General features: G+C 30.7%; 20 protein-coding genes and 1 tRNA gene. 6 read left to right on the forward strand and 15 right to left on the reverse strand.

What is annotated here, in order from left to right:
* Nucleotides 1-159 precede the first annotated feature (159 nt).
* A complete protein-coding gene (locus tag FDN13_RS14190) occupies nt 160-336 on the forward strand; it encodes a hypothetical protein (RefSeq protein ID WP_168190101.1) in 177 nt (58 codons plus the stop codon).
* A gap of 609 nt (nt 337-945) precedes the next feature.
* Here FDN13_RS14190 and FDN13_RS07110 read toward each other — a convergent pair.
* The 11 genes from FDN13_RS07110 to FDN13_RS07150 all read right to left on the reverse strand — a co-directional run bounded on the left by FDN13_RS07110 (nt 946) and on the right by FDN13_RS07150 (nt 6915).
* Nucleotides 946-1794: a sigma-70 family RNA polymerase sigma factor gene (locus FDN13_RS07110; protein ID WP_138979573.1), complete on the reverse strand. Its 849-nt coding sequence runs from the start codon at nt 1792-1794 to the stop codon at nt 946-948.
* Nucleotides 1795-2140: 346 nt separating this feature from the next.
* The gene (locus FDN13_RS07115) at nt 2141-2404 is read right to left on the reverse strand and encodes a hypothetical protein (RefSeq protein ID WP_138979574.1); all 264 of its coding nucleotides are present in this window, start codon (nt 2402-2404) and stop codon (nt 2141-2143) included.
* 48 nt (nt 2405-2452) lie between these two features.
* Entirely contained in the window at nt 2453-3727 is a 1275-nt protein-coding gene (locus FDN13_RS07120) for a replicative DNA helicase (protein ID WP_138979575.1), read from the reverse strand.
* Nucleotides 3728-3743: 16 nt separating this feature from the next.
* The gene (locus FDN13_RS07125) at nt 3744-4004 is read right to left on the reverse strand and encodes a hypothetical protein (protein ID WP_138979576.1); all 261 of its coding nucleotides are present in this window, start codon (nt 4002-4004) and stop codon (nt 3744-3746) included.
* Entirely contained in the window at nt 3991-4869 is an 879-nt protein-coding gene (locus FDN13_RS07130) for a helix-turn-helix domain-containing protein (RefSeq protein ID WP_138979577.1), read from the reverse strand. Before FDN13_RS07130 ends, FDN13_RS07125 begins: the two co-directional genes overlap by 14 nt.
* A 330-nt stretch (nt 4870-5199) precedes the next feature.
* A complete protein-coding gene (locus tag FDN13_RS07135) occupies nt 5200-5433 on the reverse strand; it encodes a hypothetical protein (RefSeq protein ID WP_138979578.1) in 234 nt (77 codons plus the stop codon).
* A gap of 52 nt (nt 5434-5485) precedes the next feature.
* Entirely contained in the window at nt 5486-5656 is a 171-nt protein-coding gene (locus FDN13_RS14195) for a hypothetical protein (protein WP_168190102.1), read from the reverse strand.
* Between the two features lie 54 nt (nt 5657-5710).
* The gene (locus tag FDN13_RS07140) at nt 5711-5956 is read right to left on the reverse strand and encodes a helix-turn-helix domain-containing protein (protein ID WP_243120281.1); all 246 of its coding nucleotides are present in this window, start codon (nt 5954-5956) and stop codon (nt 5711-5713) included.
* 139 nt (nt 5957-6095) lie between these two features.
* On the reverse strand, nt 6096-6365 hold the full coding sequence (locus FDN13_RS07145; protein ID WP_138979579.1) for a hypothetical protein: 270 nt from the start codon (nt 6363-6365) through the stop codon (nt 6096-6098).
* 22 nt (nt 6366-6387) lie between these two features.
* Nucleotides 6388-6561: a hypothetical protein gene (locus FDN13_RS14200; RefSeq protein WP_168190103.1), complete on the reverse strand. Its 174-nt coding sequence runs from the start codon at nt 6559-6561 to the stop codon at nt 6388-6390.
* A gap of 147 nt (nt 6562-6708) precedes the next feature.
* A complete protein-coding gene (locus FDN13_RS07150) occupies nt 6709-6915 on the reverse strand; it encodes a helix-turn-helix transcriptional regulator (RefSeq protein WP_168190104.1) in 207 nt (68 codons plus the stop codon).
* Nucleotides 6916-7048: 133 nt separating this feature from the next.
* On the opposite strand from FDN13_RS07150, the gene FDN13_RS07155 reads away from it, so the two are divergent.
* The 4 genes from FDN13_RS07155 (at nt 7049) to FDN13_RS07170 (ending at nt 10738) form a co-directional block, all read left to right on the forward strand.
* On the forward strand, nt 7049-7885 hold the full coding sequence (locus tag FDN13_RS07155) for a helix-turn-helix domain-containing protein (RefSeq protein ID WP_168190105.1): 837 nt from the start codon (nt 7049-7051) through the stop codon (nt 7883-7885).
* 779 nt (nt 7886-8664) lie between these two features.
* Complete coding sequence (locus FDN13_RS07160; protein ID WP_138979582.1) at nt 8665-9243, forward strand: Uma2 family endonuclease; 579 nt, start codon at nt 8665-8667, stop codon at nt 9241-9243.
* Nucleotides 9244-10428, forward strand: coding sequence for a tyrosine-type recombinase/integrase (locus tag FDN13_RS07165; protein ID WP_138979583.1), 1185 nt, complete (start codon nt 9244-9246; stop codon nt 10426-10428). It abuts the gene before it with no gap.
* 61 nt (nt 10429-10489) lie between these two features.
* Nucleotides 10490-10738: a hypothetical protein gene (locus FDN13_RS07170; protein ID WP_138979584.1), complete on the forward strand. Its 249-nt coding sequence runs from the start codon at nt 10490-10492 to the stop codon at nt 10736-10738.
* Between the two features lie 652 nt (nt 10739-11390).
* Here the strand turns inward: FDN13_RS07170 and FDN13_RS07175 are convergent.
* From FDN13_RS07175 to hcp, 4 genes are all read right to left on the reverse strand, one after another.
* Nucleotides 11391-11467, reverse strand: a tRNA-Arg gene (locus tag FDN13_RS07175).
* 24 nt (nt 11468-11491) lie between these two features.
* Entirely contained in the window at nt 11492-11629 is a 138-nt protein-coding gene (locus FDN13_RS14205) for a hypothetical protein (RefSeq protein WP_168190106.1), read from the reverse strand.
* 93 nt (nt 11630-11722) lie between these two features.
* A complete protein-coding gene (locus FDN13_RS07180; protein ID WP_138979585.1) occupies nt 11723-12451 on the reverse strand; it encodes a 4Fe-4S binding protein in 729 nt (242 codons plus the stop codon).
* Nucleotides 12452-12518: 67 nt separating this feature from the next.
* Nucleotides 12519-13811 (reverse strand): hydroxylamine reductase, encoded by a 1293-nt coding sequence (gene hcp, locus FDN13_RS07185; protein ID WP_138981047.1) that lies wholly within the window; start codon nt 13809-13811, stop codon nt 12519-12521.
* A gap of 111 nt (nt 13812-13922) precedes the next feature.
* Between hcp and FDN13_RS07190 the strand changes: the two genes are divergently transcribed.
* Nucleotides 13923-14606 (forward strand): Crp/Fnr family transcriptional regulator, encoded by a 684-nt coding sequence (locus tag FDN13_RS07190; RefSeq protein ID WP_138979586.1) that lies wholly within the window; start codon nt 13923-13925, stop codon nt 14604-14606.
* The last annotated feature ends 36 nt before the right edge of the window (nt 14607-14642 follow it).

Here is a 14642-nt window from a genome sequence, read left to right on the forward strand (position 1 = left end):
TATGCATTAATTTTTTAACCTCCCGTCAGTAGTGTCGATAGGTTATCTAAACTAAAAATTATAATATCTAAAATAATTAGTGACAGTGATGTCTATTATTTGATTTTTTACTTAAATTAATTTTACATATTTTACCTGTTTGACGTTAATTCCGAGTTAATGGAAGTTATTTCGGAGTTTACTGGGGTTTCCTCTGGAGAAAACTCAATAAACTCTGGAGAAAGTACACAAATAAAAGAAAAGAAAATAAAAGAAAATAAAAATAAAATAAATAATATAAAATTAGCTACTGACGAGACTAATTTTATTAAAAATATGGTTTCACAAAATTGTTAAACCATAACAACTTATTTCTACCTGCTATATTTCTTAAATAGTCTAACCTTTTTATGTTGAAAAGTATGCCCTAACTAAAATAATTAAAGGACTCCGTAATTTATGGAGTCCCTTTTGGAAGGAAGTCGTTATTTTTATTTTTATATCTAACGGCTTAATGTGGTCATGCTGCTACCGTATAATTTTCTTTTCTGGAAGAACCTATAAAATATAAATAGATTCGTTTACAGGTGCATATATAATTTACCCCTTGAACGTTTCTTTTTTTAGGAACACGGATATAATATTATTTTTATAGGTCAAGGTTGACACGGCACAACAAGAAAATATTTTTTTATTTTTATGTGAATTTTATATAAAGGCAATAATTAGCTTATGCCAGTATGCTCATTTTAGAAACAATCAACTGTCCAATTGTATATACCCTTAACCCGTATATAGTATATTGATGCAGAGATATTTTACCTATGCAGTGAGGCTTGTGGTATCCACAATTTAATATTTTACATGTTCACTACCCATTAGGGGTATATTCCCCTTGCATGCGTAATAACTCCTCTTTGTCGTCCCTGCCGCCCGTTCTCCCAATATTGAGATGTTTTTGATTTTTTAAATCATGGGGGTATTCCTCATTATCTCTCCTAACTTTTCAGGAGGTGTATTTTTTATTATTTCTCTTAACTTTTCCCTTAGCAGCTCTCTTTTCATTACGGTTAATTCAACGGTACTTGTTGTAAAGCTTGTCTGTACTTTCGGTTTAGAATAATCAACTGCCTTTACATAAAAAGTATTTTCATCTATCCAATGCCTGTAAATCACTTTTAATTTTCTTACCTTAGTCCGCAAATTATTTTTTAACCGGCTTTTAAAATTTCTAAACTCTTTGTTAGTCATTCCCATTCTTTCAGCAATTGAGTTTTCCGTTAGTCCATAAACAAATTTTAATTTTATAAACTCTAATTCCTGCTCTGTTAGTTTCTCCTTTAATGCTGCCCATACTTCACTTTTAAATTCCTTCTTCTCTAATTCCTCATCTATAATAAAACTTTTATCTTTCAACATATCAATAAAGGTTAAATTATCTTCTTCCCCTTCATTGTTAATCTTTTCATCAAGGCTTAGAGTTTCCTCATGCCCTTCTAATGCTCGTCTTATTGTTTGTTTTATCCATATAACCGCATAGGTTGAAAATTTGTTACCCATTGAAGGATCGTATTTTTCTATTGCTTTAATAAGTCCTATCGTCCCTATCTGTATTAAATCCTCTAAGTCAAAGTCCTTGTAATTATCCACTTCAAACAGGACATAATATTTATTAGCTATATGCCTAACAAGGTTAATGTTTTTTAATATCAGCTGCTCCCTTGCTTTTTTATCACCTTTCATATACATTTCAAACATCTGTTCATTAGTCAAGGTACCACTTCCTTTTTTTACCTTATGACAACTCTGTGACAACTTTAAAATTTGAAAAGCCTTGAAAAATCTACGTTGTGACAAGTGTGACAACTTTGACCCCTTATTGTTTTATATATATTTTTATATTCTTTTATCCATATAAGACTTATACAACAAAATTTGTCATAGTTGTCATAAAAATAATATAAATATAGTAATATCAAGGGTTTAAAGGTATTCTAAAACTTGTCACAAACCTGTCACAACCTGTCACAACCTGTCACCGGGTATTTATTACCACTTACCAGTTGATTTTGCAAGTTTTTATTTGTTTCTTGCATTTTGTAAAGAATATTATAGCATTTTTTATTAATGTTAAGGTAATATTGCAATTTTATTTATTATTTTACTCATTTCTTATGTTATATTTTCCCTTTATTTCCTTTGTATGACCTGCCTCTAACCAGTCTGAAATGTCCCCTTTTGGTGGTAAATTCAAGTCTAAAACAGATAAAATTTTAATTGATCCAAGGTTTTTTTGTTGGTATACCAACTTTTTTTGATTGGATCCAACGTTTTTTTCATTGGATCCAAAGTCAAAATCATTGTTTTTTTGTATATTAAGTTTGTTTTTTTGATATTTTAATAATGACTCTGCAATATATTCCATGTGTGCTATGCCTGCATTTTAAAAAATAATATCATAACGAAATTTACGTTATGATACTTTATGTATTCCTGTTATAATCTGAAATTCTCCCATCCAATTAAGCTTAATTGTTCCTGTCCTGCCTCCTCTGTTTTTTGATATATTTATTTCAATTATCCCTTTGTCTTTACTATTAGCATTATAGTATTCATCCCTGTAAAGTAATAAAACAACATCTGCATTTTCTTCAATCCCCGAACTTTCTTTAAGGTCTGATAATGCAGGTCGTTTGTCCCCCCTTGATTCTACCCCTCTGTTAAGCTGGCTTAATGCTATTACAGGAACATCAAGGTCTTTTGCTAAATTCTTTAGCATAATACATATATTTGTTACCCTCTGTCTTTCTGTTTCCGCATCTGCATTAACTAAGCCTATATGGTCTACTATTACCATGTCTAACATATTTTTTATTTTAAACTTCTTAGCTTGTCTTATTATGTCATTGATGTTAAGCCCTGCTTTATCTATTACAATTAATTTCTGCTTTGAAAATCTATCTTGTGCATTATTAAGTTTTTTTATTTCCTCTGGTGTTATTCTCCCTATATCAATTTTAGCCATATCAACTAAGCTTTGCGACGCTAATATCCTAAGTCCTATCTCAATAGCCGTCATTTCAAGGGAAAAATATAAAACATTTTTTGTTTTGGAAACATAATCAGCAATATTTATTGCTAATGCCGATTTACCCATTCCCGGACGTCCTGCTATTACATACATTTTCTTATTCTGAAATCCATTAAGTATTAGGTCAAGCTGTGAAATATTGCAGGTAATGCCTTTAATTTTCCCTCCTTGTTTCATGTTCTCATCTATAACATCAAACAATTCCTTGTTTATTTTCTCCGCTGTCCATATATCCATTTTATCATCATCAAAGGTGATTATATCCTGCATAAGCTCATTTATAAGGATGTTATAATCTTTATTTTCTATATCCTTATAAACATTCGTAAAGGTATTTATTAGCTGTCTTTTATAATAATTATTTTTTATAATCTCTATTTTATTTTTATCTAAGAAAATATCACCATGCATTGCTAAGTCTGATATATAACTATGTCCGCCTATTTCTTGAACATTTATCTCATTAGCGATATTTATAATATCAATTGATTTACCTTCTTGAAAAAGCTTAAACATTACAGCATATAATTTTTGATGTTTAGGTATATAAAAATGCTCTGGTTTAAGATCTATTTCAACAATAACCTCATTCTTTGTTAATATAAGCCCTAATATAGCCTGTTCTGCTTGAAGGTTAAATAATACTTTCTGTTCCACCTACGGCATACCTCCATTACATTAAATCGCTTAAGTCTGCTTCTTTAATCCATGTGTTATTAGTATTAATTTCTGCCTTAAAAACATCTGCCATACTTGGAGAAAAGGAAACATTTTTTAATACCCAATCGATTCTTTGCTTAAATTCTTCATCTGTCATGTCCTTCATGTATTCGTACCATTGTTTAGCTCTTTGTGTAGTCATTAAAAAGCCTTTCTCTTTATACTCAATATCTAACTTATTAACAAACTCTTTAAATACATTAACATCCAACATCGAAATCACTCCAATTATTGTTAATATCCTTATTATCATAATTACCTTCAATTATTTTTTGAAGGTTAGAAGGCTTAATTATCCAATCAAAACAAGCCTTCCATTTTCCACTTCTACCCGATAGGAAATCGCTATTATTAACTTTCTCAAATAAATCTTTAAAGAAATTAATATCTGGATTCTCTTTCCATCTCTGCCTTACCGTTTTTTGTCTGCTCCCTTTTATATCCCTAATTTTTGGAAGTGTAACACAAATATTATTAAAAAGATTCTTAATCTCTTCATAGGGCGTTTGAGTAAACGACTTGTCGTTTACACTATCTTCGTAAGAAGATAGTAATATATTATTATTGTTAATTGTAATACTGTTATTTGTATATTCTGCATTTTCCATAACTGGATTTTGCAGAAGTGGTTTTTTCTCCATTCCGTCATTTTGCATGAACGGTTTTAAGCTTAAGCTTTGATTTTCCTTAATTTTTGCCACTTCTTCATTTTGCATAAGTGGCTTTATATCCACTTCTTTATTTTGCATAAGTGGTTTTTCTACTATTTCGGTATTTTTATATAGTGGATTTAATTTATAAAAAACTCTTCTATACTGACCTTTACTATTTTTTTCTTTGCTTTTTGAAATAAAACCTGTTTTAATTAAAATATCTAAGTGTTTATAAAATCTATTCTTGTCTATTTTTAACTCACTTGTTATAAGTTCAAGTGAAGGAAAGGCGTAACCGTCATTACCTGCGTATGAACATAAATAGCAATATATAGCCTTAGCCTCAATAGTTAACCTTGTATCCTTCATTACTTGTTTTGGTATTATCCCGTAACCTGAGAAATTACTTGTTTTATCATCGCTCATATAATCACCCCTTAGTATAGGTGGACGGAAAATTCCGCTCACCTAAGCCTTTCCCTTTCCTCGGTGGTTTGCAGCATGTTTATTAACTTGTCCATCTTTTCATCTCCTTTCTGATTATGCTTCATTAGCTCAATCCAAAATTGGATTCAGCTAACCACCAAATGGTGGTCAGCTTTTTATGTTTTTAACCAGCGACAAATTCCGCTCGTTAAAAATCAGCTTTTTAGTGTTTTATGTCATATTTTGGTAAAAACAAAGTCTTTATTTTATAACTGAAAGGTATTATAATTAATCATAGGGTTGACTTTTAGGTTTTCTGTTACGGAAAGCCTATTTTTTTAATATCTTTGTCATTGCTTCAAGTAATTCATGGGCTTGTTTCGCTTTAGGGTTAATTATTAAAACTGTTTCTTTTTTATACGGTAATATTGCGAATGTAAACTTAGGGTCTGTTTCTGTCTTATGCAACATTAGCGGCAATTCGGATTTATAAATTTCCTTATCATCAATTGTTATTTTTAAAATATGCTTTTCATTTTCCATATTGTTTTTAGCTGTTTTCATGAAATTTTACCCCTTTCCTTTTCATCATGTATTTTTATAATTTTTCTAACTACTAACGGTTATGCTTTAAGCATAATAACTCAATTTCTCTTAATAAGTCCTCTTGCTTTTCTAAAATCTCATATACTTTGTTTTTTCTCTCTGGCTCATCTGCTTCATAGCAGGTCTTTTTTATAACAAGTCCGCCTTTATATTTTTTAATTATCACCCTTGTTTTGCTCATACTTATAGCTCCTTTCTGTAATAACTGGAACAAATTCCGCCTTAAAGGCGAAATTCATTCCATCCATGACGTTTCATTAACCCATTTTATAAAAGCTTCCCTTGGAATTAATATTCTTCTTTTTGCTGCCTGTATCTTAGGAAAATCCTTTCTATGTACTAAGTTAAGCATGGTATTATATCCTACCCCTAACATTTTAGCTGCTTCATCAATGTTAATTGTTAGTCTTTCAATCTTCTTCTTTAATGGCTCATCGTTATAAACTTCATAACCCATGTCATTTTTAATCGTATTTTCCATAATCTAATTACCCCTTTCTATATTGTTTTTACTGTTACTTTTTAAGGTGAATTTTTTTAAAAGGTATAAATGTATTACCTTGGTGTTTGGTGTGCTAAAATATGCTCTCCTCTGGGAACTTTTTAAAATAATTTTGATTTTAAAATTGACCTTTTAACCTATTAACTAAAATCTCTTTTTGTTTTGTTGATAGTTTTCTCGGAGGTCTAACTGATAACCAATTTTTCAATACAATAAAAGTTAATCCCCCATCGCCATTATCTTTTTTAAATTTAACTCCTTCTGGATTCGCCTCTGCATACTTTTTAAGCTTTCTTATCAAAGGCTTATTATAGGTGAAAATTTCTGCTTCCTTGTCCTTCTCGTTAAATATGATAATTGTTTCCTTTTCTTCAAGTGTTAAACTCATGATATAACCTCCCCATTCGCTTTTATTGCTGCTCTTTGCAATGTTCCCCGATATTATCAGATAAGCTTTTTAAATACCTGTTTTCCATCTCTAAGATTTTAAGCCTTATTGTTAATTCTGCATTTTTAGAAGATAATTCCTTGATGTCGTTAATAAGTGCATCAATTATCATATCTTTTCTTTGGCACTCACACATTTTAAACCCTCCTTCCCTTATTTGGGGATTTACAAAATTTTAATTCCTTTGTTTTGCTTTATGATTATGGACAGCGGTGTCGTTAACCATTTTTAAGAATAATTAACTTTCTTCCTGTGATAGCTTGGACACTCCAATTTTGGATACTCATACAATTTTAAATATTTCGTCAAAGTCAACTTCTAATGCCTCAGCTATGGCTTTAGCGGTTTTAGGAAAAATATTTTTTCCCTCCTCCGCTCTAATAATTGATAGATAGCTAATACCTGCTTTTTTACCTAATGCTCTATAAGTAAAGCCCTTTTTAATTCTAATTACCTGCAAATTATTTGGTTTAGCAAGAACTTTCTTCATTTTTATACCTCCTAAATTCTTCATTCTTCATCTTTTATTTTATTATATTCTTCGTTTTTATCACTGTCAATAAAAATGTTTCAATTTTATTCGTTATTGTGATATAATATTCTTAAATGAAGAATTCAAAGGGGTGATAATTATTTTTAAAGAAAGACTTAAACAATTAAGAGAAGAAAAAGGACTAACCCAACAAGGATTAGCAGAAGAACTAAAAATAGGACGTGCTTCAATAAGCAATTATGAATTAGGAACAAGAACGCCAGATATTGAAATTTTATCTAAACTTGCAGACTTTTTCGGCGTAACAACAGATTATTTAATAGGGAAAAGTGATTATAGGACGTGGGAAGAGGAATATATTATAAAAAACTTTGAAAAAAAATATAGTTTTTGTGAATTTGATGATTTTAAATGTAATAACGAAAGAAAAGTTATATTAAATAAAATTATTTTAAATAATATTGAACCTTTAAGTAAAAACATAATAATTTACTTTAAAAATCATTTAGAAATAGAGCAATCAAAAGAACCATTAGAAATTAGCTTACAAATGCAAAAATTAATTAAAGATTTATTAAACTTCTTTGAAAAGTTAAATGAATTTACTAAACATGATAATTATTTTTATGCTATTTCCCCTAATCTTGCAATAAATACATTTAAGAATTATATTAATAGTAATTTTAATAAAACAACTCAAAAAACATATAATGATATTCAATTTTACGAATTTATTGATATGACAAACTTTTTAACTAATAACCTTTACCCATTATCAAAAGAAATTTATTCTGATATACAAAAAATAATAGGTCTTTATATTAGTAATTTATCCGTTAGTTCTAAAATCTTAAATTACATAATCTTAAAAAATTCCGATAATTTGCCCCTAAATTATAAAGAAAAAATAGCTAAAAATATAGAAGAAATTATACAAAAAATTTCAAATGATAAAGAAAATAAATAATTATATTCTTAATGTTTTATACTCTCCCACCCCCTAACCTTTATATACACAGCCCTTTAGCTTTAACTTCTTTTCCCTAAGTATAGAATTAAAAATTTTTTATTATGGCATCGATAACTTATCGACCCCTTATAGTACATTCTACTAAGGTATAGAAGTTAAAAATTTTTTATTATGACTGCAAATACAAAGGAAAACAGGGAAGAAAACAAAGAAGATACTTCTATATTTTCCCCGTGGAAAACTCCGAAGAAACGGGGTAAAGTAAAGTAAACGAAAGTAAATAATAATAAAAAATATTATTATCAATCCCCCAGCTTAAAATGGGAAAAATAATATAATGGTGGGAACGGTGCAAAGGAACTTTTTCCAATAGGGTAACTTATGAAAAAAAGGGGTAATTAAAAATGATATACCCTCAATTTGAGATAGGTTGAAAATTCATCATTTGGTTATTCTCACCGCTGCGAATAATCAAATTTTTTAAACCATTTTTAAAAACTTATCGCAGCAATGCGAAAGGTATTAACTAATTACTCAAACCATATATTAAAATGCTTTTCGCAATGGTGCGAATTGCAGGTATACCAAAAATTGAGAGGACAGGAGATATAAAAAATTTGAGTTTTTTCTCTAATTTGTTCAAGTAACGGATTTTCAAGTACCCACAATTTGTGGGTAGGGGGTATAAAAAAGTTTGAGTTTTTCAGCAATACCGTGCGTCCCCAGCTTCACTTATAAAAAATTTGTAAAATGAAATTTTAAGGGAGGTATTATAAATGCCGCTTATTAACCCTTCACCCATAACCTATAAAGACTATATAAACATGAATGTTAAAGATACACTCGAAGTAATAGACGGTATTCCTTACAATATGTCGCCGTCCCCTTCAAGGATTCATCAAAAAATTATTATTGAACTTGTAACTTTAATAAACAATCACTTAAAGTTGAATAATATGCCCTGTGAAGTCTATTCTTCACCTCTTGATGTTATATTTATTAACGAAAATGAAGATATTTATTCTTCAAGAAACATTGTGCAGCCTGATATTCTTGTTATATGCGATAAAAATAAACTCTCGGATAAAGGAATTATAGGCAGTCCTGATTTTATTATCGAAATTGTATCTCCTTCATCGGCTGCACTTGATTATATTAAAAAGCTTAACCTTTACAATCAATACAAAGTTAAGGAATACTGGATTATTAACCCTGCAACATTAAAAATACTTGTTTATAAGCTCATGGAAAACAATGAATACGGTCAACCTGAACAGTTTACCTTTGATGATATAGTTAAACTGGATCTGCTTAATTTAACTATTGACTTTAACTTAATTAAAGAGGTGTTATAAATGCCTAAAAAAAGAGGAAACAACGAAGGTACTATTTACAGGCGTCCTAATGGGCTTTGGTGTGCCCAAATTACCTTAGGAAGGGACGAAATGGGAAAATTAAAGCGAATGACATTTTACGGGAAAACAAGGCAAGAAGTATCGGAAAAGATTAATAAAGCTTTAACTTCATATTCAGCGGGTATTTTAGTTGAACCTTCACAAATAACCTTAGGGAATTGGCTTAATACTTGGCTGTTTGAGTATAAGAAAAATAGTTTAAGACCTTCAACGCTACAAAGTTATGAATATTTAATTAGATATCATATTAATCCTGCATTAGGACATTATAAATTAAAAGAGTTAAGGTCTGAACATATACAACTTTGTTACAACGAAAAACTTAAAGAAGGTTTATCACCTAAAACTATAAGAAATTTACATAACGTTATAAATGCAGCATTAAAGCAAGCTGTAAAAAATAACTTAATTACCCGTAATGTAACCGAAACAACAAGTTTGCCAAAATACAAGAAAAAAGAAATTAAAGTTTTAACACTTGAAGAACAGGACAAATTCATTAAAGCCCTTGAGGGGGAACGTCTTAAAGCTGCTTTTATTTTAGCACTTTCAACTGGACTTAGGCAAGGTGAATTATTAGCTCTTACATGGGATAATATAGACTTTAAAGAAGGCACTTTAACGGTTAAAAAGTCATTGAAAAGAGTTAAAAACTTTGATAAAAGCATAAAAAAGAATACAGTTTTGATATTTCAAGAACCTAAAACATCATCTGGTATTAGAATTGTACCAATCCCTCCCTCTGTAATTGAAGAACTTAAAGAACACAGGAAGGCACAACTTCAAGAAAAGCTTAAAGCTGGTGAAGTTTACGAAGATAATAACTTAGTCTTTGCAAGTGAATTAGGTCGCCCTATTGAACATAGTCATTTATTAAGAGTTTTTTATAGAATAACTGAAAAAGCTAATATTGATATAAACTTTCATGCTCTGCGTCATACCTACGCTACACGACTTTTAGAAACAAACGAACATCCTAAGGTAGTTCAGGAAATTTTAGGGCATAAAGATATAACAACAACATTAAACATTTATTCCCATGTTATGCCTGAGGTTAAAAAAGCTGCCGCAATGAAAATTAATCACTTATTCGAAATTGATAAGAAAAATAAAAAATCTAATTAATTATTTATACCCTTTACCCTTTGTGTTATAATATAAATACCACTTTCGGAGGTGTTTTAATATGGATAATCAAAATCTTTTGGCTGCAATTGAAGAACTACTTGATAAAAAGCTTGAACCTATTAACAACAAACTTGATAACATGGAGAAAAAATTAAATGCAGTATTTGACCAAGTGGTCGACCTTACAGAGTTTAAAACCGAAGTTAAAGAAAAACTTGATAACATTAGAGATGATATTAATGCTATCGAATATGTAACATCTAAGAACTGGAATGAAATAACTAAGCTTAAAATAAAAGCTGTATAAAAACTAAGCCAAAATTTAGGCTTAGTTTTTTATTTATGTTTTCGAAAGTAAACGCTCGGTTTTATTGTCTTTACTTTTAAATTTAACATAGGATGTCGTAAAACACGACTCCCTTAACCATTTTCCAAGAAATAACTAAAATTGCACCGACCGAAATAGTCGGCACAAATTCAATGACAATAGAAAAGAAATTCAAAAATATTATGCTCTGCAATTCACCCCGTACCTTTTAGTACGATCTCCTTTAACCAATACAAAATTGGATTCGTTTAATTTGTGAACAGTATCCCGTTTTAAGATACCTTTAACCTATGTAATTATATTATATTTCTTAGTTATAAAATTTTAAAAATGAATAGATGACTTTCCAAGTTAGGAAGTCACCTTTGCAAAGGTACTAAGGTATTATCCTAACATTTTCCCCTCTTGTCCATCTATATTAACTCGATTTAGCTAACTTTAAAATCGATTTTAAAGTTATACCTCAATCCCCCTCCAAAGTTATAATTTTAGTTTGCCGATTTAAAAACGGAAAAGCAAAAAATAAAAAAAGCAGGAATGAATTTTATCCTGCATTTTTTGGGTTGCAGTACGGTTGCAGTACTAAGACCATTTTTTGAAATCTCACAATCGTTGCAAGTCTTGATTTATCTGGTGCACCTGACACGATTCGAACGTGCGACACACGGTTTAGGAAACCGTTGCTCTATCCTGCTGAGCTACAGGTGCATATTAAGAACACTTATTATTATATTAATTAATTTTTCTATTGTCAATGTTATATGCAGGAATTTTAAAATTCATTATTCTAATTTTGTTTATTTTTACTCCTTTTAAAATGCTAAAGCCTATAATACTGTTTAATAAACTTTCAGTCTGCTTAAAAAGCATTATTCTTTCCTACAGTATTATAGGCTTAGCATTCTTTATATAAAATATAATCTCCATTTTATATCACTTATAGAAGCAGATTCATATTTTGCTTTATATATATTCTTTACCTATAACTTCACCTTCGATGCCTATTGTCACAACCTTAATAGGTATATTAACACCTGATCTGTCCCTGGCAGTTTTAGCTGCCATTGAAATTCCTCCACAGCATGGAACCTGCATTCTTAGAACTGTTATGCTCTCTAAATCGTTTATCCTTATAATCTCCTCAAGCTTTTCTGTGTAAAATTCTATATCATCAAGCTTCGGACACCCTACTACAACAGCCCTGTCCTTTAGATAATCGTTGTGATAGTTTCCGTAAGCAAAAGGAACACAGGTTGCAGTTATTAATAGATCAGCACTTTCAAAGTAAGGTGCGTTAGGAGGAACTAATGCAAGCTGAACAGGCCACTGTCTTAATTTTGATGAAACCTTCACATTTGAATCATTAGAGTCATTTCTATTAATCTGCCTCATCTGGCTTCCCGGGCACCCCGTATGATGCTTATGTGCGTGTGGTTTTTTTGCATCATCCTTTTTCCCTAAATACTCCTTTACAGCCTCTTCATCAAACTCTGCTGCTTCCCTCTCTATAATTTTTATTGCATCCTTTGGGCAATGTCCAAGACAAGCTCCAAGCCCGTCGCAATAGGTATCGCTAACAAGCCTTGCCTTCCCATCTATAATCTGAATGGCTCCCTCTGCACAGTTTGGCACACAAAGGCCGCAGCCATCACACTTTTCTTCATCTATATGAACTATTTTTCTTTTTGCCATACTAATACCTCCTTTCTTTTATATTAATATAATAAATATTTTACAGGCTAAAAACAACAATTAAGTGTTATCCAAGCATCTTTGCTAAGTCTGCCTTTGCATCACCACTTATAAGGTTGAGGTTGAAAGTTTTAACAAGAACATCTACAACCTGTGGTGATAGGAATTCTGGAGCCTTAGGTCCTATATATATATTTTTAACATTAAGGCTGAAAAGCCCAAGAAGTATTGCAACGGCCTTTTGCTCAAACCATGAAAGAACTATAGTTAAAGGCAAGTCATTTACTGTGCAGTTAAATGCTTCAGCTAGGGCAAGAGCAATTTTAACAGCTGAAATTGAGTTATTGCACTGTCCAAGATCTATATATCTTGGAATATTTGTACCCGGTACTGTTCCATAGTCCACATCGTTAAACCTGAACTTTCCGCAGGATGTTGTAAGAAGTACGCAATCCTTTGGAAGTGATGTTGCAAGCTCCCTATAATAATCCCTTCCCTTTGTTGGTGCATCACAGCCTGCTATTGTAAAGAACCTTCTTATCTTTCCTGTCTTTACTGCATCTATTATTTCAGGTGCTATACTTAAAACTGTGCTATGATGAAAACCTGTAATTAAAGTCTTATCAGATTCTATATTTGCCTTTGGAAGGGATAAAGCCTTTTCAATTATTGGTGTAAAATCGTCGTTTTCTATTTTAGTAACTTCTTCAAGCCCTATCACATCATAAGTGTATATTCTATCTTTATAATTTCCATTTAAAATAGGCATTACACAGTTTGTTGTAACAAGTATTGCCCCTGGAAACTCTTCAAATACTTTTCTCTGATCATACCATGCTTTCCCTACATTGCCTTTAAGGTGAGAAAACTTTTTAAGATGAGGATATCCATGGGCTGGAAACATTTCTGAGTGCGTATACACATTTATTCCTTTGCCTTCAGTCTGTTCTAAAAGCTTTTCAAGTGCATAAAGGTTATGTCCAGTTACAAGTATGCAGTTTCCTTCAACCTTATCCTCTGAAACTACAACCGGAGTTGGGATTCCAAGTTTATCTGTATGAGCTTTATCAAGAAGCTCCATAACCTTAACTGTTGCCTTTCCTACTTTAAGTGCCATATTTATATGATCTTCAAGGTTAAAATTAACATTCGTTAAAGTCGTATAAAGAGCTTCATGAGTTATTGCATCAACCTCTGGATCTGTATATCCCATCTGTCTTGCATGAACTGCATAAGCAGCAACCCCTTTAAGCCCAAGTATTATTGTATCCTGAAGGCTTGCAATTGTTGGGTTCTTGCCGCAGACTCCAAACTTTGTACATCCTCCCTTTGGTGTTTGTTCACATTGATAACAGAACATATCCATTAAAATTCCTCCTTAATTAGTACTTTTCTTTACTTTCTGATTAGATTATAATTAATTCTAAGATTAAACTCGGTAACCGATGTTACCATCAAAAGGAGGATTTTTATGAAGCTTGAAAGATTTATTAGCAGCCTTAAAAACTTCGATCTATTTAAGGAATATGATGAAAAGGGCCTCCTTAAAATATTCAAAGAATTAAACTACAAAATAGTTGAATATAAAAATGAAGATGTGATATTCTTTGAAAATGAAGAATGCAGAAATTTAAGTTTAATACTTGAAGGTGGAGTTAGAATTCAAAAGATAGACTCTTTAGGAAGAGTTCTAACTGTTGCTGAATTTGATGCTTTTGACATTTTCGGCGAAAATCTTATATTTGGAAATAGGGATAAATACCCTATGACTGTTGTTTCTAATGGAAATTCAATAATTTTGCATATTGAAAAGCAGTCTGTAATAAAACTATGCCTTGAAAACCAAAAATTTCACCTTGAATTTTTAAAAACAATTTCAAATAAAGCAATAGTACTAAGTACAAAATTAAAAGAGGTAACTTTAAAAACAATAAGGCAAAGGATTTGTGAATATCTTCTTTGGCAGTACTCAATTCAAAAAACTAATACAATATATATAGGCATGTCTAAAAAAGAATGGGCTGATAAAATAGGGGTTCAAAGACCTTCGCTTTCAAGAGAACTTATAAAAATGAAGGAAGAAGACCTTATTGATTATGATAAGGATACAATAACAATTAAAAATATAAAAGAGCTTGAAAATTATATTGTATAAAAAGCCTATAACTGCACTTATAAGCAGCTATAGGCT

This window comes from Caloramator sp. E03 (assembly GCF_006016075.1).
Taxonomy (GTDB): Bacteria; Bacillota; Clostridia; order Clostridiales; family Caloramatoraceae; genus Caloramator_B.

What these genes read in the sequence shown, in the direction of transcription:
- FDN13_RS07125 (WP_138979576.1), bottom strand. Translation starts at nt 4,004, where the DNA reads ATGTTGGATGTTAATGTATTTAAAGAGTTTGTTAATAAGTTAGATATT.
- hcp (WP_138981047.1), bottom strand. Translation starts at nt 13,811, where the DNA reads ATGTTCTGTTATCAATGTGAACAAACACCAAAGGGAGGATGTACAAAG.
- FDN13_RS14200 (WP_168190103.1), bottom strand. Translation starts at nt 6,561, where the DNA reads ATGTGTGAGTGCCAAAGAAAAGATATGATAATTGATGCACTTATTAAC.
- FDN13_RS14205 (WP_168190106.1), bottom strand. Translation starts at nt 11,629, where the DNA reads ATGCTTTTTAAGCAGACTGAAAGTTTATTAAACAGTATTATAGGCTTT.
- FDN13_RS07115 (WP_138979574.1), bottom strand. Translation starts at nt 2,404, where the DNA reads ATGGAATATATTGCAGAGTCATTATTAAAATATCAAAAAAACAAACTT.
- FDN13_RS07150 (WP_168190104.1), bottom strand. Translation starts at nt 6,915, where the DNA reads ATGAAGAAAGTTCTTGCTAAACCAAATAATTTGCAGGTAATTAGAATT.
- FDN13_RS07165 (WP_138979583.1), top strand. Translation starts at nt 9,244, where the DNA reads ATGCCTAAAAAAAGAGGAAACAACGAAGGTACTATTTACAGGCGTCCT.
- FDN13_RS07130 (WP_138979577.1), bottom strand. Translation starts at nt 4,869, where the DNA reads ATGAGCGATGATAAAACAAGTAATTTCTCAGGTTACGGGATAATACCA.
- FDN13_RS14195 (WP_168190102.1), bottom strand. Translation starts at nt 5,656, where the DNA reads ATGAGCAAAACAAGGGTGATAATTAAAAAATATAAAGGCGGACTTGTT.
- FDN13_RS07140 (WP_243120281.1), bottom strand. Translation starts at nt 5,956, where the DNA reads ATGGAAAATACGATTAAAAATGACATGGGTTATGAAGTTTATAACGAT.
- FDN13_RS07180 (WP_138979585.1), bottom strand. Translation starts at nt 12,451, where the DNA reads ATGGCAAAAAGAAAAATAGTTCATATAGATGAAGAAAAGTGTGATGGC.
- FDN13_RS14190 (WP_168190101.1), top strand. Translation starts at nt 160, where the DNA reads ATGGAAGTTATTTCGGAGTTTACTGGGGTTTCCTCTGGAGAAAACTCA.
- FDN13_RS07170 (WP_138979584.1), top strand. Translation starts at nt 10,490, where the DNA reads ATGGATAATCAAAATCTTTTGGCTGCAATTGAAGAACTACTTGATAAA.
- FDN13_RS07145 (WP_138979579.1), bottom strand. Translation starts at nt 6,365, where the DNA reads ATGAGTTTAACACTTGAAGAAAAGGAAACAATTATCATATTTAACGAG.
- FDN13_RS07190 (WP_138979586.1), top strand. Translation starts at nt 13,923, where the DNA reads ATGAAGCTTGAAAGATTTATTAGCAGCCTTAAAAACTTCGATCTATTT.
- FDN13_RS07160 (WP_138979582.1), top strand. Translation starts at nt 8,665, where the DNA reads ATGCCGCTTATTAACCCTTCACCCATAACCTATAAAGACTATATAAAC.
- FDN13_RS07135 (WP_138979578.1), bottom strand. Translation starts at nt 5,433, where the DNA reads ATGAAAACAGCTAAAAACAATATGGAAAATGAAAAGCATATTTTAAAA.